The organism is uncultured Phascolarctobacterium sp. (assembly GCF_905212365.1).
Taxonomy (GTDB): domain Bacteria; phylum Bacillota; class Negativicutes; order Acidaminococcales; family Acidaminococcaceae; genus Phascolarctobacterium_A.
The window spans coordinates 11,851-38,379 of record NZ_CAJMEH010000003.1 but is presented as its reverse complement, the minus strand read 5'-3'; the positions used below and the strand labels follow the sequence as shown (position 1 = coordinate 38,379).

Annotated in this window: 25 protein-coding genes, 1 tRNA gene and 1 pseudogene; 8 read left to right on the top strand and 19 right to left on the bottom strand. The window is 51.5% G+C overall.

Translation table 11 applies throughout. From position 1 onward, the window contains the following. Positions 1-216: 216 nt before the first annotated feature. From ftsH to QZ105_RS01215, 3 genes are all read right to left on the bottom strand, one after another. Positions 217-2,085, bottom strand: a complete 1,869-nt coding sequence (gene ftsH / locus QZ105_RS01225) for an ATP-dependent zinc metalloprotease FtsH (RefSeq protein WP_293728026.1) — start codon at positions 2,083-2,085, stop codon at positions 217-219. A gap of 148 nt (positions 2,086-2,233) precedes the next feature. Beyond that, positions 2,234-2,310, bottom strand: a tRNA-Arg gene (locus tag QZ105_RS01220). A gap of 86 nt (positions 2,311-2,396) precedes the next feature. Then, complete coding sequence (locus tag QZ105_RS01215) at positions 2,397-3,098, bottom strand: TetR/AcrR family transcriptional regulator (protein ID WP_293728025.1); 702 nt, start codon at positions 3,096-3,098, stop codon at positions 2,397-2,399. A gap of 247 nt (positions 3,099-3,345) precedes the next feature. On the opposite strand from QZ105_RS01215, the gene QZ105_RS01210 reads away from it, so the two are divergent. Genes QZ105_RS01210 through QZ105_RS01195 form a run of 4 tightly spaced genes read left to right on the top strand, consistent with a single transcriptional unit; the run spans position 3,346 to position 6,087 of the window. After that, positions 3,346-3,525, top strand: coding sequence for a 4Fe-4S binding protein (locus QZ105_RS01210; protein ID WP_293728024.1), 180 nt, complete (start codon positions 3,346-3,348; stop codon positions 3,523-3,525). Between the two features lie 17 nt (positions 3,526-3,542). Continuing rightward, positions 3,543-4,682: a 2-oxoacid:acceptor oxidoreductase subunit alpha gene (locus QZ105_RS01205; protein WP_293728023.1), complete on the top strand. Its 1,140-nt coding sequence runs from the start codon at positions 3,543-3,545 to the stop codon at positions 4,680-4,682. Positions 4,683-4,714: 32 nt separating this feature from the next. Next, complete coding sequence (locus tag QZ105_RS01200; protein ID WP_366935946.1) at positions 4,715-5,551, top strand: 2-oxoacid:ferredoxin oxidoreductase subunit beta; 837 nt, start codon at positions 4,715-4,717, stop codon at positions 5,549-5,551. A 2-nt stretch (positions 5,552-5,553) separates the two neighbouring features. Next, entirely contained in the window at positions 5,554-6,087 is a 534-nt protein-coding gene (locus tag QZ105_RS01195) for a 2-oxoacid:acceptor oxidoreductase family protein (RefSeq protein ID WP_293728021.1), read from the top strand. Positions 6,088-6,166: 79 nt separating this feature from the next. On the opposite strand, the gene QZ105_RS01190 is transcribed toward QZ105_RS01195, so the two are convergent. Further along, a complete protein-coding gene (locus tag QZ105_RS01190) occupies positions 6,167-7,120 on the bottom strand; it encodes a 2-hydroxyacid dehydrogenase (RefSeq protein WP_293728020.1) in 954 nt (317 codons plus the stop codon). A gap of 180 nt (positions 7,121-7,300) precedes the next feature. On the opposite strand from QZ105_RS01190, the gene QZ105_RS01185 reads away from it, so the two are divergent. Then, on the top strand, positions 7,301-7,738 hold the full coding sequence (locus QZ105_RS01185) for an Rrf2 family transcriptional regulator (protein ID WP_293728019.1): 438 nt from the start codon (positions 7,301-7,303) through the stop codon (positions 7,736-7,738). Positions 7,739-7,894: 156 nt separating this feature from the next. On the opposite strand, the gene cysK is transcribed toward QZ105_RS01185, so the two are convergent. Beyond that, complete coding sequence (gene cysK, locus QZ105_RS01180) at positions 7,895-8,824, bottom strand: cysteine synthase A (RefSeq protein WP_366935943.1); 930 nt, start codon at positions 8,822-8,824, stop codon at positions 7,895-7,897. Positions 8,825-8,998: 174 nt separating this feature from the next. On the opposite strand from cysK, the gene hydE reads away from it, so the two are divergent. Next, positions 8,999-10,051 carry a [FeFe] hydrogenase H-cluster radical SAM maturase HydE gene (hydE, locus tag QZ105_RS01175; RefSeq protein WP_293728018.1) on the top strand — a complete coding sequence of 351 codons (1,053 nt, stop codon included), beginning with the start codon at positions 8,999-9,001 and terminating at the stop codon, positions 10,049-10,051. Positions 10,052-10,130: 79 nt separating this feature from the next. After that, entirely contained in the window at positions 10,131-11,210 is a 1,080-nt protein-coding gene (gene mnmA, locus QZ105_RS01170; protein ID WP_293728017.1) for a tRNA 2-thiouridine(34) synthase MnmA, read from the top strand. A gap of 379 nt (positions 11,211-11,589) precedes the next feature. Here mnmA and QZ105_RS01165 read toward each other — a convergent pair whose 3' ends face one another. The 7 genes and pseudogenes from QZ105_RS01165 to QZ105_RS01130 all read right to left on the bottom strand — a co-directional run bounded on the left by QZ105_RS01165 (position 11,590) and on the right by QZ105_RS01130 (position 17,713). After that, a complete protein-coding gene (locus tag QZ105_RS01165; RefSeq protein ID WP_293728016.1) occupies positions 11,590-12,465 on the bottom strand; it encodes a phosphoribosylaminoimidazolesuccinocarboxamide synthase in 876 nt (291 codons plus the stop codon). Between the two features lie 109 nt (positions 12,466-12,574). Continuing rightward, positions 12,575-13,705, bottom strand: a pseudogene (locus tag QZ105_RS01160) (DUF362 domain-containing protein). 61 nt (positions 13,706-13,766) lie between these two features. After that, complete coding sequence (locus tag QZ105_RS01150; protein ID WP_293728014.1) at positions 13,767-14,582, bottom strand: PHP domain-containing protein; 816 nt, start codon at positions 14,580-14,582, stop codon at positions 13,767-13,769. Next, entirely contained in the window at positions 14,572-15,444 is an 873-nt protein-coding gene (locus QZ105_RS01145; protein WP_293728013.1) for a metal ABC transporter permease, read from the bottom strand. The genes QZ105_RS01150 and QZ105_RS01145 overlap by 11 nt, the downstream gene beginning before the upstream one ends. 10 nt (positions 15,445-15,454) lie before the next feature. Continuing rightward, the gene (locus QZ105_RS01140) at positions 15,455-16,180 is read right to left on the bottom strand and encodes a metal ABC transporter ATP-binding protein (RefSeq protein ID WP_293728012.1); all 726 of its coding nucleotides are present in this window, start codon (positions 16,178-16,180) and stop codon (positions 15,455-15,457) included. A gap of 13 nt (positions 16,181-16,193) precedes the next feature. Further along, complete coding sequence (locus QZ105_RS01135; RefSeq protein ID WP_293728011.1) at positions 16,194-17,087, bottom strand: zinc ABC transporter substrate-binding protein; 894 nt, start codon at positions 17,085-17,087, stop codon at positions 16,194-16,196. Between the two features lie 176 nt (positions 17,088-17,263). Then, positions 17,264-17,713: an Hsp20/alpha crystallin family protein gene (locus tag QZ105_RS01130; RefSeq protein WP_293728010.1), complete on the bottom strand. Its 450-nt coding sequence runs from the start codon at positions 17,711-17,713 to the stop codon at positions 17,264-17,266. A gap of 418 nt (positions 17,714-18,131) precedes the next feature. Here QZ105_RS01130 and QZ105_RS01125 point away from each other — a divergent pair, with 418 nt between their 5' ends. Then, positions 18,132-18,770, top strand: coding sequence for a nicotinamidase (locus QZ105_RS01125; protein WP_293728009.1), 639 nt, complete (start codon positions 18,132-18,134; stop codon positions 18,768-18,770). 69 nt (positions 18,771-18,839) lie between these two features. Here QZ105_RS01125 and QZ105_RS01120 read toward each other — a convergent pair whose 3' ends face one another. From QZ105_RS01120 to QZ105_RS01090, 7 genes are all read right to left on the bottom strand, one after another. Beyond that, positions 18,840-20,408, bottom strand: a complete 1,569-nt coding sequence (locus tag QZ105_RS01120; protein ID WP_293728008.1) for a capsule assembly Wzi family protein — start codon at positions 20,406-20,408, stop codon at positions 18,840-18,842. Positions 20,409-20,509: 101 nt separating this feature from the next. Beyond that, positions 20,510-21,220 carry a CpsD/CapB family tyrosine-protein kinase gene (locus QZ105_RS01115; protein ID WP_293728007.1) on the bottom strand — a complete coding sequence of 237 codons (711 nt, stop codon included), beginning with the start codon at positions 21,218-21,220 and terminating at the stop codon, positions 20,510-20,512. Beyond that, positions 21,208-22,674: a GumC family protein gene (locus tag QZ105_RS01110; protein WP_293728006.1), complete on the bottom strand. Its 1,467-nt coding sequence runs from the start codon at positions 22,672-22,674 to the stop codon at positions 21,208-21,210. Before QZ105_RS01110 ends, QZ105_RS01115 begins: the two co-directional genes overlap by 13 nt. A gap of 11 nt (positions 22,675-22,685) precedes the next feature. Beyond that, on the bottom strand, positions 22,686-23,354 hold the full coding sequence (locus tag QZ105_RS01105; RefSeq protein WP_293728005.1) for a polysaccharide biosynthesis/export family protein: 669 nt from the start codon (positions 23,352-23,354) through the stop codon (positions 22,686-22,688). Between the two features lie 10 nt (positions 23,355-23,364). Beyond that, positions 23,365-24,153: a CpsB/CapC family capsule biosynthesis tyrosine phosphatase gene (locus tag QZ105_RS01100; RefSeq protein ID WP_293728004.1), complete on the bottom strand. Its 789-nt coding sequence runs from the start codon at positions 24,151-24,153 to the stop codon at positions 23,365-23,367. 259 nt (positions 24,154-24,412) lie between these two features. Beyond that, entirely contained in the window at positions 24,413-25,642 is a 1,230-nt protein-coding gene (locus QZ105_RS01095) for a Xaa-Pro peptidase family protein (protein WP_293728003.1), read from the bottom strand. A gap of 43 nt (positions 25,643-25,685) precedes the next feature. Further along, positions 25,686-26,492 (bottom strand): HAD-IIA family hydrolase, encoded by an 807-nt coding sequence (locus QZ105_RS01090; protein WP_293728002.1) that lies wholly within the window; start codon positions 26,490-26,492, stop codon positions 25,686-25,688. Between the last annotated feature and the right edge of the window lie 37 nt (positions 26,493-26,529).

Sequence of the window (26,529 nt, the reverse complement as noted above, 5' to 3'; positions counted from 1 at the left end):
CGCCTCTTACCCAGAGGTAATAAGATAAGAAACGTACAGCAGCTTATTCATAGTTATCCGCTAACCGACACCCAAAGGAAGTGGTTATATGGTCAAGGTCAAGGCTGCAAAATCAGGAAGGATAGAAGCGCCGGTTAGCATTTGTTAACTATGCTGTAATTATAGCACAGCTTTTTCAAGTTAGCAAGGGCTAATTTAAAAATTTCTTGTATTTTTTTACGCCTGCTCCTCGGCCTGTCCTGCAATGGCAGCGCTGCCTTCAGCCGCCGCTTCCTCCTGACGCAGCAGCGCCATAAACTGCTCGCCGGTAATCGTTTCTTTCTCCAGCAAAAAGCTTGCCAATACGTCCAGCTTATCCCTGTTAGCCTGCAAAATACTGCGCGCCTGCTCGTGCGCGCTCTTGATAATCTCCAAAACCTTGGCGTCGATGCGGCCGGCAGTTTCCTGACTGCAAGCTAAGGAAGTATCGCCGCCTAAATATTGGTTAGTTACGACCTCGGTCGCCATCATATCGAACTCCTCAGTCATGCCCAGGCGCGTTACCATACTGCGGGCAATCTTGGTAGCCTGCTCGATATCGTTAGCCGCGCCGCTGGTAATACTGCCGAAGACAAGCTCCTCGGCGCTGCGGCCGCCGGTAATAGTCACGATTTTGTTGAACAGCTCTTCTTTCTTCATTAAGACGCTGTCATTATCATTAATCTGCATGGTATAACCCAAAGCGCCGTTAGTACGGGGGATAATGGTAATCTTATGCACCGGCGCGCTGTTCTTCTGCATAGCAGCCACCAGCGCGTGACCAATCTCGTGATAAGCGATGACCCGCTTTTCTTCCGGCGAAATAACTGCGCCCTTACGCTGATAACCGGCGATAACAACCTCAATGGATTCCTCTAAATCAGCCTGCTCCACTATGCCACGGTGCAGCTTTACCGCTCTCAGCGCGCCTTCATTGATAATATTCGCCAGCTCTGCGCCGCTGGCGCCGGCCGTCGCCCTGGCCAAAGCCAGATAATCGATATTCTCCGCCATTTTTACATTGCGGGCGTGCACCTTCAAAATTGCTTCACGACCGTGCAAATCGGGAAGCTCCACGGGAATACGCCGGTCGAAGCGCCCAGGACGCAGCAGCGCCTTATCCAGGGATTCAGGACGGTTGGTCGCCGCCAAAATCACCACGCCCTTGCTGCCGTCAAAGCCGTCCATCTCGCTGAGCAGCTGGTTCAAGGTCTGCTCCCGCTCGTCGTTGCCGCCAAACTGGCCGTTATCGCGCCGTTTGCCGATGGCGTCAATCTCATCGATAAACACAATGCAGGGAGCCTTTTCCTGCGCCTGCTTGAATAAATCGCGCACACGGGCCGCGCCCATGCCCACGAACATTTCCACGAACTCGCTGCCGCTGATGGAAAAGAACGGCACCTTAGCTTCACCGGCCACCGCCTTCGCCAACAGCGTTTTGCCCGTGCCCGGAGGGCCTACCAGCAACGCGCCCTTAGGCATATTCGCGCCTATATCCTTGTACTTACCCGGATTATGCAGAAAGTCCACCAGCTCCATCAAGGCTTCCTTGGCCTCGTCCTGCCCCGCCACGTCGGCAAAGCTTTTGCCGGTTTGCGCCTCCACATATACCTTGGCATTGCTCTTGCCAAAGGTCATGGCGTTGCCGCCCATGCGCTTGCCCATGAAATACATGAACAGCTGGCCTAAGCCAAAGAATATCAGGATCGGCAAAATCCAGTTAGTGAAAAAGCTCACAATAGGGCTTTGCTCCTTGGGTACAACCTGAGAAAATTCAACCTTGCTCTTAATCAAACGATCCACCAGCTGCGGGTCCTCCACGCGGCCGGTAACGTAAATCTCCTTTTCATTTTCGCCCTTGCCCAACGCGGCGATACGCTTATCAGTAATTTCTACTTTGGAAAATTTACCGTCGTCCACCATCTGCAAAAAGCTGCCGTAGGACACGTCGTTTACCTTAGGACTGAAAAACGTAGGAACGATTACCGTATTAATCACCAGAATAATCAGCATCGCCATGGCATAGTAGTAAATCAAAGGCCGTTTTTTATTATTATTGCTATTCATCTTGCTCTCTCCTTTACAAAAATTTACTGCCTTTGCTATTATTGTAACCTTATGACGCAAAACACACAAATGAAATGTTTGCGAAATCTTCTGCGCAAAAATGAAAAAAGCTGCAACCCTTTTTCGGATTGCAGCTTTTCTTTTTATGTGGTGTCCCTGGCGAGAATCGAACTCACGGCCTTTCGCTTAGGAGGCGAACGCTCTATCCTACTGAGCTACAGAGACATAAGAGCAGTCCCAACGCAAACTCAAGCCTGCCCGCATCAAAACTGCGAATATTATTATATACCAAAAGCCTGCCTCTGGCAACGCTAAATTACGTTATCCCAAAACTTCGCCAGAACCGATATTGCCTCGCCGTATAAATAATGGTCCACTATATTTTCAGCGGCTTCGTCAGGCGGCATATTCTGAATCAACTGCGTGGGGTTAAAGATACTCATAACCACACCGAAGAAAATAAATTTACTGGAAATTTCTTCATTGCAGTCCTGCTTCAAAAGCCGCGCAGCCATTCCTTCCTTTACTACTTCTTCCAAAATAATGTATTCATCGTTGATAAGCTTATGGTAACGCAAAATACGCTCCTTAGCCGCTTCAGAAATTTCTATCTGGCTATAACGCGGCATTACTACATAGCGCCCATCCACCCTTTGCAAGCGGCAGTCCTTTTCGCCTTCCAGCATTTCAAAGAAAATAATCTGCCACAGCGTATTATTCTTATAATAAAACTCAACCATTTCCCTGAAATACGCCATCAGCTTTTGCTTCAGCGTCTGCTTTCCCGCAACAGCGGCCTGCAAGCGTTCTACAAACGGTTTATTTTTACCTTCTACTAATTTGTAAAATAACTGCTCTTTATTGCCGAAATATTTATAAACCGTCCCCTTACCCACGTCGGCCAAGGCAATAATCTCGTCAATAGTAGCTTTTTCATAACCATACATAGAAAAAATTTTTTCCGCGGCCTCTAGAATGCGCTGATCCTTCGGAGCCCTTCCGTTTACCCTCACTTCGTAACCTCCTTCGCTTTTTATTAACGCGCCTGTTTTATAATATACTTTAATTATACCGTTTTCTGCGTTCAAATGCCAGCCGCAGCAACAAGAAATTTTCTTTGCAGACGGCAAAGCGCTATTGCCCAGAATAGTTCACAACAAATATTTTAGAAAAATCTGTCCAAAGCGATTTTTTTTGATATAATGTATACAAGGTGATATATGCTGTTTTTTCATCAAGGAGATACAAGGAGGTTATCCCATGTTAAAAATCATCACTAAGCGTTGCAAGGGCTGCGGCATCTGCGCGGCTTTCTGCCCGAAAAAGGTTTTGGCAGTCAGCGAGGTCGGCAAGGTCGAAGCCGTTGCTGAAGAAAACTGCATCAAATGCGGACAATGCGAGATGCGCTGCCCGGATTATGCTATTTTTGTAGATAAATAAAAAGGAGTGAATTACCCATGTCAAGAATCCTGCTGTTACAAGGTAACCAGGCGGTTGTCGAGGGTGCGATTGCTGCCGGTGTAAAATTTTACGGTGGCTATCCTATCACCCCTTCCACCGAAATTGCAGAACAATTAGCGCTGCGTTTGCCCCAGGTAGGCGGCAAATTCATGCAGACTGAAGATGAAATTGCCGGCTTAGGCACCGTTATCGGCGCTTCCATGGCTGGTCAAAAGGCTATGACCGCTACCAGCGGCCCCGGCTTCTCTCTAAAACAGGAAATGCTGGGCCTGGCCTGCGTTGCCGAAATCCCCTGCGTAATCGTCAACGTACAGCGCGTAGGTCCCGCGACCGGCCAACCCACCTCCCCCGCTCAGGGCGAGGTTATGCAGGCTCGCTGGGGTACTCACGGCGACCACTGGCTGATTACTATTTCTCCCTCCAGCGTTCCCGAATGCTTCGAGCTGACGCTGCGCGCCGTAGCGCTTTCCGAAAAATATCGCTGCCCGGTTATTCTGCTGATGGACGAGGTTATCGGCCATATGCGCGAAAAAATTGAGCTGCCCGATAATTACGATGAAATTCCGCAGGCTGAACGCAAGCAGCCCACCTGCGCTCCCGAGGATTATCTGGCTTACGGCTGCGAGGAAGGTTCCAAGGTTCCCGCGATGGCTGCCTTCGGCAGCGGCTACCGCTGGCATGTAACGGGACTGATTCACGATGAAACCGGCTTCCCAAAAGGTACAGGCGCAGCTACCAAATCCGCTCAGGATCGTCTGCGCACCAAGATTGAAGATAATCTGGAAGATATCGTGCAAGTAGAAAATTATAAAATGGAAGACGCAGAATTCGCCGTAGTTGCTTTCGGCGGCGCAGCACGCACCGCTTACGAGGCTGTGGACATGGCGCGTGCAGAAGGGTTGAAAGTCGGCTTTGTCCGCCCCATCACCATCTGGCCTTTTGCTGAAAAGCAAATGCAGGAGCTGGCTGGCAAGGTTAAAGGTATCTTGGTACACGAGCTGAACTGCGGACAATATGTGCTGGAGGTAGAGCGCGCCGTAGCAGGTAAGGTACCCGTAAGCCTGTACGCCAAGTACGACAACGAATCTGCTACTCCGGCCCAGCTGCTGGCTGAAATTAAAAAGGCTATGGCCTAATCGGATGAGAGGAGAATTATAGAATGAGTGTAATGGAAGACTTAATCGCTAAATATTTCCGTCCGGGCCGCCTGCCTCATATCTGGTGCCCCGGCTGCGGCAACGGCGTTATCACCGGAGCTATCGTTAAAGCCATCGACAAGCAAGGCCTGGCTAAAGACGACGTAGCAGTTATCAGCGGTATCGGCTGCTCCAGCCGCGCGTCCGGCTATCTGGATTTTAATACCGCCAATACCCTGCACGGCCGCGCCCTGCCCATCGCTACCGGCGTAAAAATGGGCAACCCCAAATTGAACGTTATCGTGTGCAGCGGCGACGGCGACTGCCCCGCTATCGGCGGCAACCATCTTATCCATGCTGCCCGCCGCAATATCGACCTGACCTTAGTCGTTTACAATAACAGCATTTACGGCATGACCGGCGGTCAATACTCCCCCATGACGCCGCAGGGCTCCAAGGCTACCACCGCTCCCTACAGCACCATCGAGCCCAGCTTTAATCTGCTGGCTCTGGCGCAGGCAGCAGGCGCAACCTATGTAGCCCGCGCTACCACCTACCACGTTCCGCAGATGGTAGACGTTATCGCTAAAGGCATTGCTCATAAAGGCTTTTCCATCATCGAAGTTGTCAGCGCCTGCCCTATTTCCTTCGGACGTCAAAACAAAATGGGCGGCCCCGCTCAAATGATGGCCTGGCAGCGCGACCACGGCGTGCTCAAGGCTGTTTGGGACCGCATGGACGAAGCTAAAAAGGCCGAAGCAATCGCTGCCGGTAAATTCCCCATCGGCGTACTCTACGAAAACAACGACGTACAGGAATACACCGCAGCTTACGACGAATTGATAAAACGCGCACAGGAGGGTAAATAATCATGAGACAAAGCTTTCGTTTTTCCGGCACCGGCGGCCAGGGTCTGATTACTGCCGGTATCATTTTAGCCGAAGCTGCCCTCTTAAATGACAAGCTGGCTGTTCAATCCCAATCCTACGGGCCAGAAGCCCGCGGCGGCTCCTCCAAGGCCGAAGCCATTATTTCCGACGAGCCGATTTATTTCAGCCGCGTAATCTGCCCCAACACTTTGCTGGTTATGAGCCAGGAGGCAGCCAATAAATATACCGCCGACTGCGACGAAAACACCACTGTTATCACCGATACGCTTTTTGTTTCCGAGGTTCCCGGAACCTACGGCAAGCGCGTCGACCTGCCCATCACCCATACGGCCAACACCGTATGCGGCAAGACGCTGTTCGCTAACATCGTCGCTTTGGGCGCAGTAGTAGCGCTGACCAAATGCGTTTCCAAGGAAGCTATTACCAAGGCCGTTTTAAACCGCGTACCGAAAGGCACCGAGGAAGCCAACACTAAAGCCTTGGAAGCCGGTATGGCGCTGATAGAAGGCAAATAATCAGCTTCGTTTCAAAAGTAAAAGTCCTGTGACCGCAAGGCCGCAGGACTTTTTTATGCCCGAAGCAATGAAGCAATATTTATTTTACTAAATTCTGCGGCTCGCCCGCCAGATATTTTTCAATGTTGGCAAAAACAATCTCCGCCCGCGTTGCCAAAGCCTCGCGGCTGGCAAACGCCACATGAGGCGTCAGTACGGTATTTTTAGCGCCGCACAGCGGATGCTCTTTGGCGATGGGCGGCTCGTTTTCAAAAACGTCTACGCCTGCGCCTGCCAAGCGGCCTGCATTCAAAGCGTCGGCCAGCGCCACGCTGTCCACCACGGGACCGCGAGCCGTATTTAAAAGCACGGCCGTGGGTTTCATCTGCGCCAAAGCGTCGGTGCCAATCAAGCCCTTTGTCTCTGCCGTCAAAGGCACATGTAGGGAAACAAAATCGGACTCAGCCAACAGCTCCGGCAGGCTCACATAACGCACGCCTGCGTCCAGCAGCTCCTGCTTAGGCGTGCGGCTGTAGGCCAGCACACGGCAACCAAAGGCCGCCGCAATCTTCGCCACCTTGCAGCCGATAGCGCCGGTTCCCACTACGCCAAAGGTTTTGCCGAACAGCTCGAAGCCTACCAAGCCGTCCTTAGTCCCCGCATTGCGGCAGCGGCCGTCGCAGGGTACAATATTGCGAATCACGCTGATAGCCAGGCCAAAGGTCAGCTCGGCCACGGCGTTAGTGGAATAGCCAGCGGCGTTGCATACTGTAATGCCGCGTTCACGGCAGGCATCCAACGCCACATGGTCCACGCCGGTAAAAGCTACCGACAGCATTTGCAGCTTGGGACAGCCGTTGATAATTTCCGCGCTCAGCGGCTGATTAGCCAGCATAATAATATCGGCGTCGCGCACCCTGTCCAGCAGCTTGGCCTGATTCAGCTCCTTAGCCTGATAATAAATAAATTCATGGCCCGCGGCTATCAGCGGCGCGGCTAAAGCGTTGACCTTTTCCACAGCTACGCCCAAGGGCTCCATAACAACTATTTTCATACTTAACACCTCGCATCTTGTAATTCTTACTATTTATAGCATACTACAGAAAACGCTCCTTGGCAAACCAATTTACAGATCGCTGAGCCGTAACGATTGACTGTTGCTTCATAATAGCATATAATTTAGCTAAACTTAATCTGTTTAATGAAAACAAGGATAGATAAAGGTGGTTTAACCATGAAAATTTCAACTAAAGGACGCTATGCGCTGCGCATGCTGCTGGATTTAGCCATGCACCAACAGGACGGTTATATCGCCCTCAAGGATATTGCCGCCCGGCAAAATATTTCCAAAAAATATTTGGAGCAGATTGTGCCCATTCTGAATAAATCTAATCTGCTCCAGGCTAACCGCGGCTTTCAGGGCGGCTACCGTTTAGTAAACCCGCCCAGCGAATATACAGTCGGCAGCATTTTGCGCCTGACGGAAGGCAGCCTTACCCCCGTGGCCTGCCTGGACTGGACGCCGGTTGGCTGCGAACGCCGCTGCGACTGCATCACGCTGCCCTTATGGCAGGGTCTCAGCAAAGTTATCGCCGATTATCTGGATAATATTACTTTGCAGGATCTCATCGACGATTATCAGGCCCGCAGCGTCAATAACTACTTCATTTAAAATTTTACAACGTATACGCAGGCAGTAAATTCCGACGTAATCCTTACAGCAAAAAAGGCAGCCCAAGCTGCCTTTTTGCTTTGTAGGAAATGGGATGTAAAATATATCGCCAGCCAGCGCCGCAGCTTGCGCGGCGGCGCCGGCGAACGAATCGTCTTAATCGCTGAACAGCGGCGTGGACAAATAGCGGTCGCCTGTATCCGGCAGCAAAGCCACAATGACCTTGCCCTTATTTTCCGGACGCTGGGCCAAAACTGTAGCCGCATACACAGCCGCGCCGGAGGAAATACCTACCAGCACGCCCTCGCTGCGAGCGATAGCGCGTCCCGTTTTGAAAGCGTCGTCGTTTTCCACGGCGATGATTTCGTCATAAACCTTGGTATTAAGAGTGTCTGGGACAAAGCCCGCGCCAATGCCCTGAATTTTATGAGCGCCTGCAACGCCTTTGGACAGTACCGGGGAGCTGGCAGGCTCTACAGCGACAACCTTGACGTTAGGATTCTGCTCCTTCAAATATTCGCCTACGCCGGTAACGGTACCGCCGGTACCTACGCCAGCTACGAAAATATCTACCTTGCCCTCGGTATCGCGCCAGATTTCCGGCCCCGTAGTAGCCTTATGCGCGGCAGGGTTAGCCTGATTGGTAAACTGGCTGGGAATAAAGCTGTTGGGCGTTTGCTCCGCCAGCTCCTGAGCCTTGGCGATAGCGCCCTTCATGCCCTGCGCGCCGTCGGTCAGCACCAGCTCGGCCCCGTAGGCCTTCAGCAGGTTGCGGCGTTCCACGCTCATAGTTTCCGGCATGGTTAAAATGATACGATAGCCCCGCGCCGCAGCTACGGCTGCCAGGCCAATACCCGTATTGCCGCTGGTCGGCTCGATAATAACTGCGCCCGGCTTCAATACGCCCTTAGCTTCAGCGTCGTCCAGCATCGCTTTAGCGATTCTGTCCTTCACGCTGCCTGCCGGATTAAAATATTCCAGCTTAGCCACAATCTTAGCTTCCAGCTTATTGGCTGCTTCATAATTTTTCAGCTCCAGCAGCGGCGTACCGCCAATCAAATCAGTAATGCTTGTGTAAATTGCCATAATCATTCACTCCTTTGATAATACCACTATTCATAGTTGTTTGATAGGCTTATTATACCGCCTTTTGCCAGCCTGTCAACTATATTCCGCTAAATTTTATTTTCTTGACAAGCTTTCGCTCTTAATGTATCATATGAAACATATTAAAGCAGTAGGATTTTAGGAGGTGCAGCCATGAGCCGCATAAAATTGCTTATCGATAAATTAGCGCGGCAGCACGATTTAAGCGACGCCGAGCTGCTGGCGTTAATTACATTAAAAGATGAAAATACTAACGCGCTGCTGGCTGCCGCCGCCGACAAAATCCGCCGCCAATATTACGGCGACGCCGTGTATATCCGCGGACTAATCGAATTTACCAATTACTGCCGCAACAACTGCTATTACTGCGGCATCCGCGCCGGTAACAGCCACGTCCAGCGCTACCGCCTGACGCAGGAAGAAATTTTAGCCTGCTGCCGCAATGGCTATGCCCTGGGCTTCCGCACCTTCGTCCTGCAGGGCGGCGAGGACCCTTACTTTACCGACGAGCGCATCTGCGCCATAGTCGCCGCCATCCGCGCCCAGCATCCGGACTGCGCCATTACGCTGTCCATCGGCGAAAAGCCCCGCGCCAGCTATCAGGCCTATTTTGACGCCGGAGCAAACCGCTATCTGCTGCGCCATGAAACGGCAGACCCTGCTCATTACGCTCTGCTGCATCCCGAAAGCATGAGTTTGGAAAACCGTAAACGCTGCCTGTTCGACCTTAAGGAAATAGGCTATCAGGTTGGCAGCGGCTTTATGGTGGGCTCGCCTTACCAGCAGCCCCATAATCTGCTCAGCGACCTGCGCTTTTTGCAGCGGCTCCAGCCCGATATGATAGGTATCGGCCCCTACATCACTCACGCGCAGACGCCGTTTAAAAACCAGCCCAGCGGCACGCTGACGCAAACCCTGCGCATGCTGTCCCTGCTGCGGCTGCTTTTCCCTTACGCGCTGCTGCCAGCCACTACTGCGTTAGGCACTATCGACCCTAACGGGCGGGAGCTGGGATTGCAGGCCGGAGGCAATGTGGTCATGCCCAATCTTTCGCCTGTCGGCGTGCGTAAGCTGTACGAGCTGTACGCCAATAAAATCTGCACCGGCGAAGAAGCCGCCCAGTGCCGCGGCTGTCTGGAGGCCCGCGTGCACGCCGCAGGCTACCGCATCGTTACGGACCGGGGCGACGTTAAAAGACAAATATGATATAATAGGTATGAGTTAGTCAACCCTCTAAAAAAGCCAGCGCCGCTGGCGCAGGGTTCAAGGAAACGAGGAAGGAAAAATGAACAAGACAGCGTTAATCGCCATGAGCGGCGGCGTTGATTCCAGCGTATCCGCTCTGCTGATGCTGGAAAAGGGCTTTGCCTGCACCGGCGTCACCATGAAGCTTTTTAATAATGAGGATATCGGCCTGCCCATCATGGACAGCAAATGCTGCAGTCTGGACGATATTGCCGACGCCCGCAGCGTCTGCGCCAAAATGGGTATCGAGCATTACACCTTTAATTACGGCGACAGCTTCCGTACAGCCGTTATCGACCGCTTTATCAATGCTTACATCAACGGGCAAACGCCTAACCCCTGCATCGACTGCAACCGTTATTTAAAATTCGGCGAGCTTTTCGCCAAAGCGCAGGAATTAGGCTGCGACTATGTAGTAACGGGTCATTACGCCCGCGTAAAATATGACGGGGAAAAGGGCCGTTACCTGCTGCTCAAGGCCTTGGACACGCAAAAGGAGCAAAGCTATGTGCTCTACTCGCTGACCCAAGAGCAGCTGGCTCACGTGCAGTTCCCTTTAGGCGAGCTGACTAAGCCACAGGTGCGCGCAATTGCGGAAAAGCACGGCTTTGTCAACGCGCATAAGCACGACAGTCAGGACATCTGCTTTATCCGCGAGGGTACTACCTACGCCGACTTCATCGAGCAGCGCACCGGGCGCAAATTTCCGCCGGGGAATTTTATCACTGCCGACGGCAAAGTGCTGGGGCGGCATAAGGGCATCATCCATTACACCGTGGGCCAGCGCAAGGGCTTAGGGCTGGCGCTGCCGGAGCCCATGTATGTGCAAAGCATCGACCCGGCGGCCAATACCGTTACTCTTTCTACTAACGCCGGGCTTTTCACTACTAAAGTAACGGCGACAGACATCAATCTTATCGACTGCGACCGCATCGACGAGCCGCGCCGCGTACAGGCCCGCATCCGCTATCACCAAAAGGAGCAGTGGGCTACCGTTACGCAGACGGACGACAACACGCTGCAGCTGGAGTTTGACGAGCCCCAGCGAGCCATTACCAAAGGCCAGGCGCTGGTTATGTACGACGGCGACGTAGTGGTCGGCGGCGGGCGTATTGTTTAAAGTATTCGAAAATTTTTATAACCCAGAGCATATTCTGCGCATAAAAAAACCCGCTTCCCAGCGGGCATTTTTATTGTCGCGCGACGTTATCCGGCCCCCTGCCGGCAGTGCTTTACTTTCAGCTCCTCCAAAAGTCCCCTCAATTGGCCGCTTCCACGACTCGCCTTTTATATTTTTACGGCGATAAATGTTCACGCGATACAGCACTGTTTAGAAAAATAAAAAACAACGGCGATAAAGACTAAGCTTTACAACGCCGTTGTTGTTTATGGTGCAATTATACAACTTCAATGGGTACTTGTAAATATTTTTTGCAGCATTTTCCAGAAAAAATTTCAATTTCCCGGCTTTTGCTTCAATATTTACACTTTAGCTTATTTTAGAAAGCGAATTTTTCTCCGGTCAGCAGCTCGTAGGCCTCGACATATTTAGCGATGGTCTTATCGATAACCTCCTGAGGCAGCTCGTAGCCGGAATCAGGATTTGCAGACAGCCAGTTGCGCACAAATTGCTTATCGTAGGAAGGCTGGTCGTGACCAACCTCGTAGCCTGCCAACGGCCAGAAGCGGGAGCAGTCGGGAGTAAGCATTTCGTCGCCCAAAACAACCTCGCCGTTTTCGTCCAGACCAAATTCAAACTTGGTATCGGCAATAATAATGCCGCGGGACAGCGCATAATCGGCGCATTTTTTATAAATAGCGATAGTGTAGTCGCGCAGCTTGAGAGCGTATTCCTTGCCGCGGCCCGGATACAGCTTCTCCAAAATTTCAATGCTTTGCTCTACGCTGATATTTTCGTCATGGTCGCCAATTTCAGCTTTAGTGCTGGGAGTAAAGATGGGTTCAGGCAGCTTTTGCGCTTCCTGCAAGCCTTCGGGCAGCTTAATGCCGCAAACCTCGCCGGTTTTTTTGTAGCTGGCCCAGCCGCTGCCGGTAATATAACCGCGCACAATGCACTCCACAGGCAGCATGGTCAACTTTTGGCATTTCATGCTGTTGCCGGTAAATTCGGGCTGCTGGAAAAATTCCGGCATTTCTTTAACGTCAACGGACAGCATGTGGTTAGGCACAATGTCCTTCGTAAAATCAAACCAGAACTTGGACAGCTGCGTCAAAACAGTGCCCTTCTTTTCAATTTTGTTTTTCAAAATAACGTCAAAAGCAGAAATGCGGTCGGTAGCAACCATTACGATGCTGTCGCCGATATCGTACATTTCGCGAACCTTGCCGGATTTAAACGGTTTATACTCTTGCATGGATAAAGCCTCCTACAATTTATTTGCTAATTGGATGTTAATAATAATATCACAACCGGCTTTAAAAGTCGATTATTTAACGCAGTTTTAGCAAAAATTTTTCTGCCGCTTATTTCATTTTAATCAGCTCGTAGGCCCGCGTGCCCAAGCCAATCTTTTCCGCATGGGCCAGGCAGGTCTGCCATTCGGATTCCGGCGTCGTGTTATGGAAATGGTCGTGCCCGACGCAGCCTGCCGCATCCTTCGCCAAATGCTCGCCTAAAACGGAATTTGCCACAGGCGGCGCAGCGTTGACCAAATCGGCGCAGGCCTGATCCAGAGCCACAGGGTCAAAGGAAGCCAGCATACCGATATCCGGCACGATGGGCGCGTCGTTTTCACCGTGGCAGTCGCAATAGGGCGATACGTCCACAATCAGGCTGATATGGAAGGTCGGGCGATCCTGACAAATGGCCTGCGCATATTCTGCCATTTTCTTATTCAGATTTTCCATGCTGGCGTCGTTAAGCGCATGAATGGCGTCCATGGGACAAGTGCCCAGGCAGCGGCCGCAGCCTACGCATTTATTGATATCGATAGCCGCTTTGCCGTCGGTAATCGCAGGCGCGCCGTGAGCGCAAATTTTTACGCAGCGCCCGCAGCCCACGCATTTCTTTTGGTTTACCTTAGGCTTGCCGTCGTTGTGCATTTCCATTTTACCGGCGCGTGAGCCGCCGCCCATGCCAAGGTTTTTAATAGCGCCGCCAAAGCCGGTCATCTCATGGCCCTTAAAATGCGTTAATGAAATAACGATATCCGCGTCCATCAAGGCGCGGCCAATCTTGGCTTCCTTCACCAGCTCGCCGTTCTTCACCGGCACATAGGCCTCGTCCGTACCCTTCAAGCCGTCGGCAATAATTACATGGCAGCCGGTGGAAAAGGGGCTGAAGCCGTTTTCATAAGCCGTATCCAAATGCTCCAGCGCATGCTTGCGCCGCCCCACATACAGCGTGTTGCAGTCCGTCAAAAAAGGATTGCCGCCCAATTCTTTAACCACATCCACCACAGCCTTGGCATAATTAGGCCGCAGATAGGAGATATTGCCCGGCTCGCCAAAGTGAATTTAAATGGCTACAAACTGCTTTTTAAAGTCAATGTCGCCAATGCCAGCCTTCTTCATCAGCTTTTGCAGCTTCTGCGGCATGCTGGCTCCTCCGTAAGGCGTGCGAAAATCAGTAAAATAAACCTTTGCCTTTTCCATAGTTTTCCCTCCGTTTGTCTTCAGCTTAGCAGGCCGCCGCGGCAAGCGCCGGCCTTCTTTATTACAGCAAGCCGCCCAGGCGCAGCATCGACGTATCCACAAATGGTTCTCCTAAATTACGCCCCGGCACAAAGCTGCCGTGGCAGTCGCTGCCGCCGCTTATCAGCAGCCCATGCTTAACGCAGTGCCGCAGCAGGCGCTTCGTGCCCTCCTCCGTATGCCCGGAATGATAGCATTCAAAGCCGTCCAAAGGCTCTGTGCGCAGCAAGTCCATCACGCGCTCCAGCCCGGGGCCATGAAAGCCGCTGGCAGCATGGGCGCAAATGGCTACGCCTCCGGCTCCCTTGATCGCGTCCACCACCTGCCCGATCGCAGGAAATGTTGGAAAGCCTAAATCATGCTCTGGCGTAAAAATACGCTGGAAGAAATCATTAACGCCGCTGCACAGCCCCTTATCCTGCAAATAAGCCAGCGCCCGCCAGCCGCCGCGCCGCCGGTCGTAGGTATAACGGGCAAATTCCGCCGCGTCCACAGGCCAGCCATCGCGCTGCAGCAAGGCGATGCTGTCCACATCCTTCTGCTCCAGCAGCGCTTCGTTATGCTGCAAAAGCTCTAGCAAATGCTTGTTGGCAATATCGATGCCGTAGCCTAAAATATGAAAGGATAAATTCTCCTTAGTCGAACAAATTTCTGCCGCCGGTAACAATTTAACGCCCGCCGCCGCAGCCAGCCGCTGCGCTTCCGCCACATTAGCCACGCTGTCGTGGTCCGTAACGGCAATAGCCCCCAGGCCAACTCTCAGCGCCTGCTCCACTAATTCCTGCGGCGTCCAAGTTCCGTCGGACGCGGTAGTGTGAATATGCAAATCAACGCGCATCTCCAGCCGCCTCCTCTTCGCAAATATGACAGCCGCACTTTCCGGGAGCAGGCCTGCTGCCCGCACGGCGGCGTCCTACAACGCCGCTGCCTAAAAACAGCGCCGTACCCGTCAGCACAATAGTACCGCCCGGCGCCAGATTGGCGTAATAGGAAACAGTCAGCCCCAAAGCCACGGACAGCAAGCCGTAGGCCATGCTCTGCATAATTGTTCCCGCAAAGCTGCGCGCCGTCTGCAAAGCGCAGGCCACAGGAATAACCAGCATAGCCGATACCAAAAGCAAGCCCACAATGCGCATGGACAACGCTACCGTCAGCGCAGTCAGCAGCGCCAGCAATAAATTCAGCCGTTCCACCGGCAGCCCCGCTACCCTGGCCGATGTTTCGTCAAAGGTAAGATATTGCAGCGGCCGGTAAAATAGAACCACAAAAATTATCGTACACAAGCCTAAAAGCGCGACGATCATTAAATCCCTGCCGCTGACCGTCATCAGACTGCCAAAAAGTACGCTGCTTAAATTAAAGCCGCCCTCCTTGTTCAACCCTGTAAAAATTACCGCCAGGCCCATGCCGCTGTAAAAAAAGATCGCCAGCACCATATCCGCCGCGTCACTTAAACGCACCCGCACCCGCTCGATGGCCAGCGCTCCCAGAACGGTCGCCGCCGCCGCGCTCAGCACAGGGCTATAGCCCCACAGCGCCCCTCCGGCCACACCGGCAAAGGCGATATGCCCAAGGCCGTCGCCAATCAGCGATTGCCGCCGCAGCACCAGAAAGCTGCCGATAAGCGGGCAAATAACGGCCATAATCAGGCCTGCCAGCCAGGCGCGCTGCATAAATTCCATCTCAAACATTTCCAGCATAACAAAACCTCTATCTGTAAAAATAACCGTGCTTATGATGATGCTGCAACGCCGCGTGCACCTCGCCTCTAAAGCAAATGCCGTGGTCGATGCACAGCGCGCTTTTTGCAGCCTCCGCCGCCAGCTCCAAATCGTGGGAAATCATTACGATGGTCACGCCCTGCTCCCGGTTAATACGCTTGAGCATCGCGTACAGCTCCACTTTAGACGCCGTATCGATACCCGTCGCCGGTTCGTCCAGCAACAAAATTTCCGGCCGCTTCACCATAGCTCGCGCCAGAAAAACCCGCTGCTGCTGCCCGCCGCTCAACTCGCCTATTTTACGCTTGCGCAAAGCCGTCAAATTAAACGCCGTCAGCGCCTCGTCCACCGCTTTACGCTCCTGCTGACCAAAACGGCGCAGCAAGCTGCCGGAGGACAGCAGGCCCAGGGACGCTACCTCCTCCACACTGATAGGAAATTCCCGCTGCAGCTTCGCCGGATTTTGCGGCACATAACCAATTTTCTGCCACTCGCTGAACTCCGCAATAGGGCGGCCAAAATAATAAATCTCGCCCGCCGTCGGCTCCAAGGCGTGAGCCAGCATTTTCATCATCGTACTTTTGCCTGCGCCGTTAGCGCCGATGACGGCCACAAAATCTCCCTGGGGAATGTCCAAATCGAGATTATGGAATACCCAGCCGTCGCCGTAATCGAAGCCCAAACCGCGCACCGTAATAATATTTTTAACTGCCATTCTAGCTCCTCTGCTATTCGTTCAAGGCCTTCGCCAAATTGTCCGCATTGCGCTCCATAATTTTTAAATAATCAAGACCGGCCTGCCGCCCTTCCTCATCGACTCCCTCCAAAGGGTCCAGCACCGCCGTCTGCACGCCCGCCTCCTTGGCGACCAGCCCGGCAATTTTGGGGTCGGTCAGCGTTTCAAAAAAGATATAGCGCACGCCCTCCTGCCGCACCGTTTTTATCAGCCGCTGCAAGTCTGCAGGCGTCGGCTCCGCCTCCGGCGAAATTCCCGTAACGCTCAGCTGGTGCAGTCCGTAATCCGCCGCTAAATGGCCGAAGGCCGCATGCGCCGTCACGAAAACCTTTTTCGGCGCCATCCGCCCAATCTGCGTCAGCCGTGCGTCCAACTCCTTTAAGCGAGCGAGATAGTCCCGGCTGTTGCGTTTGTAAATAGCCGCGTGCTCCGGGTCGGCCGCGCATAAAGCCTCCGTAATGCGCTCCACCTCCACCATAGCCCGCTTAGGGCTAATCCACACATGCGGGTCCTGCACACCGTCGCGATTAAACAAGCGTGCGCCCGCCTCCACCGGCATAATGCCGCGCTCGCTTAAAGCCTCCAGAGCCTGCTGCGCCCACGGCTCCACCATGCCGTTGTACACAAAAACTCTGGCGTGTCCCAGGCGCGTCAAATCCCGCGGCGAAGGCTCCCAATCGTGGGGCTCCGCGCCGTCAGGCACCATGGTCATAACCTCCACCTGTTCGCCGCCAACGCCGCGGACAAATTCCGCCATCGGATAAAAGCTGGCCGCCACCAGCAGCTTATCGGAAGCGGGCCGCTGCATCGGGCCGCAGCCCGCCGTAATATTCATCAATAGCAACAATAAAAAAATAAATACCTTCATAATCATAGAATATTGCATTGCACAGCATCTGTCAACCTCTTTCACAGCAAAAGCCGCGCGCCCAGCCTTCAAGCGCGCTAAATAAAGAACTGCCGGAAGAACGCTTGCAGCGCCCTCCCGACAGTTTGAAAGGATGTGATGTAAGATGTGATGGAATATGAATTTATCTTTTCAAGTCCAAGCGAAGCGGCGCATCAGCCTTCGATAGCGATGTACTTTTTCTCTTCAACTTGTTGAGGAGCAACCTTTGGCACCGTAACCTTCAGGATGCCGTCTTCAAATCTGGCTTTGATGTCTTCTTGTTTGACGGCTTCGCCAATGTAGAAGGTTCTGGAGCATTCGCCGGTATAACGCTCGCGGCGGATATAAACGCCCTCGTCGTTCTTTTCTTCTTTCTCCACGCCTTTAGACGCGCTGATGGTCAGGTAACCGTTTTCCAGCTTAGCGCTGACGTCCTCTTTCTTAAAGCCCGGCAGGTCGATATCCATTTCATAAGCCGCGTCCGATTCTTTAATATCGGTCTTCATAACGTTCTGCGCATGCTTGCCATACAACGAGTTGCGGCGGCCGAAAAATTCTTTTTCAAACGGGAAATTCATAAAATCATCAAATAAGCTTTCGCCAAATACGCTAGGTAACATCATAAGTCATTCCTCCAATTTATATGCCTTGCCCCGCCAACGGGCGAAGCAATTTGTAAGTTAAACTGTAACTTGGAAATGCCCGCTTACTCTTTTCAGCTCTCATTTCTTTTGTTAATTATGTTATACCACTCTTTGTTAGCACTGTCAAGCAGCGAGTGCTAAAATTTGTATTATTTTACAAAATCAACACATACATAATAATTTCGTCACAATTATTGTGTTCATAGCATTACTCTAGCAATTTAAGCAATAACAGAAACAGGCAACATACTGCGGTAAAACTGCCCTCGTCCGCAACGCGCACGCCCATAATCAACGGCAGCCAAAAAAATTTACCGTCCAAGCGGCAACAGCTAATTGCATAAGCCATTGCCTTGTACTATAATAAATAAAACAAAACAGAAAGAAGGCCTGCCCCATGAAATTACCGGATAAAAAATATATCGCGTCCTTTGACATCGACGCGCAAAACACGTTTACTCCCGTTTGCCCCGACGAGCTGCCCGTAGCCGAAGGCGACCAAATCGCCGGCGAACTTAACGCACAAGCGCAATTTGCCAGCCTGCGCCTGGCGTCGCGCGACGCGCACAGCACCTGCGCCCTGTGGCTCAGCGACGAGCAAAATCCGCCGCTCTCCCCGATAGCAGGCCATCCAGACCTCGATATCCGCTGGCCCGCGCACGCCATCATCGGCACGAAAGGCTTCGACTTCATCGAGGGCCTCGACCCCGCCGCCTACGATTTCCAAATTTTTAAAGGCATCGAACCGGACAAACACCCCTACGGCGCCTGCTACCATGATTTAAAAAATACTTTATCCACCGGCGCTATCGAATACCTGCGCTGCCACGGCATCACCACCGTTATCTGCGGCGGTCTGGCTACCGATTACTGCGTCAAGAACACCGTGCTGCAGCTTAAAGCCGCAGGCTTCGACGTAATTTTAAATTTAGCGGCCTGCCGCGGCATTGCTCCCGACACCGTATCCCAAGCCATCAAAGAAATGCGTGACGCAGGCGTACAGATTATCAGCTGCGCCGCCGAGCTGACAGAATAAAATCTATAATATGCATAGAAAAAGCATCCGCCGTAAAAGACGGATGCTTTATTATTTTTGTAATACCAATCAATATTCCCAACGCAGGCCCAAGCCAACCATAGTCGTGCTGTCGTCGGCATTTTTTACATAGCCGACATTATCGACCATAGCGTAACCTATCATAGCGTCAAGATACATATCTTTTTTCAGCTTCTTGGCGTAATTGATTTGGAATTCCTGCATCCTAGGATTGTTAGTTTTATGGCGGTCAAAATCAGTATTGGTATACTGGAAGCCGATGCGGTCGCCGTTATCCATATAATGGTTGATGATAGCGCTGCATTCTAAAGTATCCTTACCCATGGACGCGCCCATGATATCGTCCTTATACGTCCACCCGTTTTCAAAAGTACCGTGGCTATACCACCATTCGTTAGTCTTAGCCGCTTCTAAGCGCAAATCCCATCTGCCGTCGCTGGAAAGCTGCGGGAAGTATAGTCCCGCGCTGTAAGCATACTCACAGGGCAGGCCGCCAGCCTGGTCCTCGCCGTAGGCAGAACCGTAAACCTGCATGCCGGGGAACTTAAGGCGGAAATCGACGCCGCCGATATCGTTCCATTGGTCGTCCGCTTCAGCATTCTCACCAAAAAGCCAATCCTTGTTCAAGCTCTTAGCCATGGACACACGCTCCAAGCCAAAGGTAAAATTATCGCTGGGCGTAATATCCACGCGAACACCTAATAAATCAAGCCCATCGTTTTCTTTTTGCCATCTATCACTACCGGCTGGGAAGAAACCCTCAGCCTGGTCGCGCCTGTTGCCTTCCATCTGACTATAGAAAACATTGACGTTAGCCTTGCCTAAGAATTTCAAAAAGCCGTTGTCAAAGGTATGGGGTTCCAGCAAGTTCAGCTTGACCATAGTGTGCGGCGTAGCGTTATTGCTGAATACAAACGCGCCCTTATTGCCTTTGCCGCCCCATTGCAAGGGCTGCTTGCCAACCTCGATGCCCCACACGCCCAAATGCGTCTTTACATAGCCTTCCTCAAGGCTGGCGTCGCCGTGCTCGTCCTTATCGTAGCTGAAACGCGGCGTCAAGCTTAAAGCAAAGTCCTTATTGATACTACCGGAAATATTCAGCTTGCCCACGGCATTAAAGCCGTCGCCGTAACGGTAGCCGTTATTATTTTTATTCAAGGGCTGCCAGTGAGCGTTAATTTTTTGTCCAATAGAAGGTATATCTTGATGCTTATAATTATTATTACGATAATCGTAAGTAGTATGGTCAGCGTCTACATAAGAAAAAGCAACCGATGCGCTGCGCAGCTTGACATTGCTCTCAAAACGCTGCTTTTCGCCCTTTACATAAGCAATTTCTTCCGCTAAATCAGCAGCCATTTCATCGTAATAAACCTTCAAATAATCCGGCATACCGGCTGGATTGATGGAAGCAATCCATTTAGCCATATCCAAACGGCTATAGGGTTTGGTGCCGCTGGGCATATCCTTAATATAGCCCATACCTTCCAGCTTATCGACATAATCATAGTACCTGCTGTCAAGCGATACGTTGCTTGTAACAAGCGGAGACGCCGCCGCTATGGAACAACATGCTAATAAAGCCACAACTGCGCCTGCAGCAAAAATCTTTTTCATCTAAACTTAAACCTCCTGCCTTTGCCGTGCACCAAAACGCACAATGCACAGATGCATAACAAGGAAAACTTTAATAATAACGCTTTACCTTCCAGTATCCCTTAGACGCCATTGTCCCCCCCGCTATTACTTTTGTCTTCCGTTCCATAATAATAATAGTAACCGTAATGATGACTGGCGGCAATATCCACCTTATTCAGCACTACGCCCAAAAGGTGCGCGCCGCCCTGCTCCAATTTAGTCTTGGCCTCTTTAGCGATAGCCGGGCTTACCTCGCCCGCCGCAATAACCAAAATCGTACCGTCGACCTTGCCGCTGATGACGGCGGCATCCGTTACCGGCATAACCGGCGGCGTGTCTACCAAAACATAATCGAAATTCTGCTTCAGGGTATTCAATATATCAATCATATTCTGGTTGCCCAAAAGCTCGGAAGGATTGGGCGCCACGGGGCCGCTGGTCAGCACATACAGGTTTTCCACATTCGTCGCCTGAATGATTTCCATAACGTCGCTGCCTGTAGCGATGCAGTTACTCAAGCCCTTATTATGCAGCTTGAACATTTTATGCTGCGTTGGATTGCGGAAGTCGCAATCCAAAAGAACTACTTTATAACCGGCCTGCGCCATAACTACCGCCAGATTGCCGATAGTAGTGCTTTTGCCCTCGTTAGGCGTAGCGCTGGTCAGCAAGATAGACTTTAGCTCCTTGCCCGCAATATTAGAAAATTTGATATTCGTTCTAATCGTTCTGTACGCTTCGGATACGGGAGATTTAGCATCCGTGTGCGCAATCAAGGTTACTTCTTCCATACAGCCCTCCAAAGCTTCTGCCATGCGCTGAGATTTTCTACTTCCTTAGCTTCGTTCAGAGATTCGTTGCTGGGAACCTGCGCCAAAACGGGCAAGCCCAAATAGGTTTCCACATCGTCGCTGGTCTTGATAGTCCTGTTCATCAGCTCGCGAGCGATAACGAAACCGCTGCTGCCGAACAAACCCAGCAAGAAGGACAACACCAAAGTCAACGCCTTCTTAGGCTTGACCGGTTTTTCCGGCAGCGTCGGATTATCGACCACCTGCACCTCGGTGGATACGGCAACCTCGGCAACCTTCGCTTCCTCCAAGCGTTTAGCCAGCATTACGTAAATTTCCTGAGCCACGCGAGCGTCGCGCAGCAGGGACAAATACTGCTGCTCCGTTTCGGACAAAACCTGAACGTCTTTATTATAGCGTTCTTCAAGTTGGCTGATGGTGTTCAAATTACTTTGCGCCACGTTCAGTTCCGCTTCGCTCTTAAACTTATCGGCCAACAAGCCCTGATGTACCTGGTTGGTAGAAGAAGTTTGCAAGGAAGCGATTTTGTTAATTTCTTCGTCCATGCTGCGGCGCAGGCCGGCGATTTCCCTGTTCACTTCAACGACCTTGGGATGCTTTTCCGTATATTTATCGAGGTAATCGATGCGTTCGGCTTCCAACTCAGCCAAGCGCTTTTGATAAGCGGTAATAACGTTGTTATCCGCAATGCTGGCGGAATTATTCTGCAGCTGGCCGCTGACCGCGCTGTTGCGCGCTTTAGCTGCTTCCAAAGCCACCTGGTTTTCGGCGCGCAGCTTATCTACCAAGCTCAGCTTATCGGCGGCCATTTTAATCTGGTCGTCAGGGGAAAGTACGTTATTTTCCTTTTTGAACTCCGTAACCTTGGTTTCTGCGTCGTTCAATTCCTGCTTGGAGGATTTTACGCGCTCTTCGATAAATAAGCGCGTAGTTTTTTGTTCGCCGCGCACCAAATCGGTCAAGCGGGACAAAAAGCCGTTAACCAATAATTGGTTGGCCTTTTGCGCGTCCTCGGCGGTTTTGGCGTTCACCTTAACCTCCATGATTTCCGTATCCTTAAACGGATTGGTAGTTACGCGCTTTTCCAGATAATTTTCATAGCGGGGGTATAAGCCGTCGTCGTCGGCCTCCTCCGTAGCTTCGATTACCGGCACAACTACGCTGCGGCTCTTTAAAATCTCAGCGTAGGTGCTCATGAGCTGCTTGGTAGCCATCGCGTTGCCCATGGGCATGGATTCCAAAATGGAACTGCCAATGCCCTTAGGCTGCTTCACGCGCAGCAAGGCTACGGATTCATACGTCGGCGGCACGATAATCAGGTACAGCGCGGCTGCCGCTACGCAGCCCAGCGTCGCTTTTCTGATAGTCGGCACATTCTTTTTTATTACGTTCCATAAATCGCGTAAATCAATTGTAATTTCTTGCTCGTCCACGTCTATACTCCTTAATTGTCCTCGTTGTCTTTGACTTCGCTTACCATGTAAATACCGCTCAAGAACGGCAGAATATCTCTCTGGAAGGTAATCTTACCGTTGCTGGTCAGATATACGCAATCGCCCTCGTTCAGCACGATATTCTTACTTGTATCGCCTTTAGTAAGCAGCTCGTTAATATTCACCTTCAGGAAAGGCTCCTGCTCGCCGCGGCGGATAACGAAAATCTTTTTCTTACCGGATTTTTCCGTAAAGCCTTCGGCCTTAGACAAAGCGTCCAACAAATTATGGCTCTTTTCTAATTCGTACAGACCTTGTTTTTTAATCTCGCCTAAAACGTAAACCCGCGTCGTGCCCAGTTTAGTAATATTAATCGTTACCAACGGGTCGACGATGTATTCGCTCAGCCTGTCGGTAATTTCCTGCGTTACCTGCGCTACAGTTTTACCATTAACGTCTACCTCGCCAATCAAAGGCATGGACATTTTGCCGTCAGGGCGTACGACATAGGGGTTATTAGTTGCCGTAGGCGGACTGCTCAAATCAGGATGATTATAAACGGTCAGCTGTAATTGATCGCCGCCGCACATAATATAGTCGGCGGGGTCGGCAGCCAGCGCCCCGTTGAAGGGCAACAAAATACTGCCTGCCAGCAATGCTGAAAACAATAACTTTTTCATACTCCACTCCTTATCCAAAAAGCTTACTCCAAAAGCTCTTCTTTTTTTCTATTTTTTGTAAGCGCTGCGGCAGCTTGACTATTATGTCCTCATTAGCCAGCAGCTTCCTGGGATTATCCACACAAATCGCCCGCGCCTGCTGTTCGCCGACTAATTCCGCCAGCCGCGCACGCGCATGGGTCAAATCCGTATTGCGTATTTTCACTCTATGAGCATCGCTGCCAAAGAAGCAAATCAAACCGTTCTTCAACAAAAATTCTGCTTTCTGGCGCACATGCTCGCCAAATCTGCCGGTTACGCTGCCGCCGTTCATTTGAGTCAGCAAGCCGCCGTGCATCCATTTCAACAACCGCTCCGGCTGTTCCATCAGCATATTATTGCGCTCCGGATGCGCCAGTACCGGACAGATACCCTTCAACTGCAATTCATACCAAAAATCTTCCACATAATCGGGAATAGTCATGGCAGGTAATTCGACTAATAAGTATCTCGTACCGCCTATGCAATAGCAGCGCTCGTCCTCTTTAAACAAATCCAAAATATCCCAGTTCATTTCAATTTCCGCGCCGGGATAAATAGTCAAATCTAATTTTTCTTCAGTCGCTATACCGCGCAGCTCGGCGACGCCATCCTGAATTCTCTGCCAGGACGGACAATTAGTGATTTCAATAACATGGGGCGTAGCCACAATATGCTTCGTCCCACAGGCTGCCGCCATACGCAGCAGCTCTCTGGAAGTTTCAATATCAGGAGAACCGTCGTCAATACCGTAAATTATATGAGAATGAATGTCATACATCGTTTCTCGCCTGCAGCAAAATACCTGCTGCCGCTACTACACCTCCGCACTTTATTGAACGATAAAGTTTTCATTATGTCAATATACCTTTGAAATTATAATTATTATATCACTTGGCAGATAGCACAGCAAGCCGCCAAGCCATAAATATTCAGTTTTCTAAGCTTCTTTATTAATATTTTTTCACTGTTGGCTTAATATAAACTGTAAACAGAATACAGCCAGTGAAAACTCAGCAAATCGCCGGACTCTCTGTACATTATTTATCTACAATGCGCAGTCCATGGCTGCGGCCCGTCAGCGATTGAGCGCCGCGCTCCGTAATGACGTAAGTATTTTCCGTGCCGACTAAGCCCAACCCCGGCAGCGCTATTTTAGGCTCCACGGCAAAAACCATTCCCGGCTGCAGCTGCTGTGTAAAGCCCTTGGCAATAGCCGGAGCTTCGTCCATAACCAGGCCGATGCTGTGCCCTAAAAATTTACCGCCGTTCATAAAGCCGTCGCCGTAAACATTATTGAATTTCGCCATCGTGCGCAGGTACAGGCTTTCCACCGTTACGCCGGGGGCCATCATGGAAACGACCTCCTGCTCAAGCTCCAGGCAGCGCTCCTGCGCGTTCAAAATTTTCTGCGCCTGCTCGTCCTTTTTAATATCGCCGTAATAGTAAACCACGGTTTTATCCGTATGATAGCCGTCGAAGCCGCAGGGAATATCCAAATACACCAAACGTCCCGGCTGCAACTTGCGGAACGCGTTTCCGATGGACTGCACCGCAATACAGGTGCCGTTGGTGCCGCCGGGGCCATCAAAGGCCGTGCGCACCAGGCCGCTCTTACCAAAGGCCGCAATACCGATAACCTCCTCGCCCATGGGCAGGTTAAAACGCGCGATGCCGTGAGAACCACGCATCACCATTTCGCTGTACAGCTCGATAGCAAGCTGCGCCTCGCTGACGCCGCCCCGAATCATCCCCGGAGCAACCACATCCAGCACCGTTTCGTGAATAGCGCCGCTGGTCGCCATCATTTCCAGCTCGTACTTGCTTTTCACCATGCGCAAATCCTGCAGCACACCGTCGATGGAGCCAATCTCCTCAAACGCAAAATACTTGCGCAGCAAGCGTTCCCAATCCACCGTCGCTTTTCTTACTTCCATATACATAATCTTCGGCGCGTTACCATAATAGGCTGCCGCCTCACGGAAGCTGCGCATCGGACGGATATCGTCGAAATGGGATTCGTTGCAGGCACGGTCGTAGCTGCGGCGCACCCACAGAATCGCATCCTGCGGACGAATCAGCAGCACCCCCTCCTGCATAGTGCCGGTAAAATAATACATAGCGATTTTGTGATTTATCGCCGCCATCTCCCAGCCGGGATGCGCTTTATCCATGGCCTGACGGAAGGCCTGCAAACGCTTTTCCAGCTCGCTGGCAGGAACCGGTCTGATTTTATCGGTAAAAACAGTAGCTTTTTCTAAAATTGCCATAATACCACCCTCGCAATACACAACAAGCAGCCGCTTTAACGGCTCATAAATACTTTAAAATTTCCTTAGCGTGCGGCAAAATTATATCCGGCTTAATGCTTCCCTGCTCCACGTCCTCCATAGTAGCTTCGCCGGTCAGCACCATAATGGACAAAATATCGTTGTTCAGCCCAAAGGCAATATCCGTCGCCAAGCGGTCGCCCACCATAGCGATTTCCTCTTTAGCATAGCCTGTTTTGTCCAGCACCACGTCCACCATATATTTATAGGGCTTGCCGAAAATCAGCTGCGGCGTTTTTCCGGTCGCCGTTTTAATCAGTTCCAGCATTGCGCCCGTATCGGGAATAAATTCGCCGCCCTCAATAGGACAGCGCACGTCCGGGTGTGTAGCCACATAAGGCACGCCCTTGTCAATCAAACGGCAGGCAATGCTCAGACGCTCGTAGGTCAGCGTTTGGTCAAAGCCTACGACAACATAATCCGCGCCCTCGTCCAACGTATTGGTCAGCGTAAAGCCCGCTTCCGCTACCGTTTGCAGCAGCTGCGGTGTGCCCAAAACGAAAAGCCGCGCTCCCGGCTGATGCTTGCGCAGCCAATTAGTCAAAGCGTCGGAGGAAATCAAAATATCCTGCCGCGTTACCGGCACGCCAAGGCCGTTCATTTTATTTACATAATGCTCGTGGCTGCGGGAGGAATTATTGGTCAGCAGGTAATAATCGCGGCCTGCCGCCTTCAGCTTCTCAAAAAAGCCCTCCATACCCGGTATCAGCTCATTTCCTAAATTGATAGTGCCGTCCATATCAAACAAAAAGCACTTTATTTTTTTTATGCGTTCATAAGCGTAAGTCATCTGCGTTCCCCCAAGGTTATCACAAAATTTCAAGACA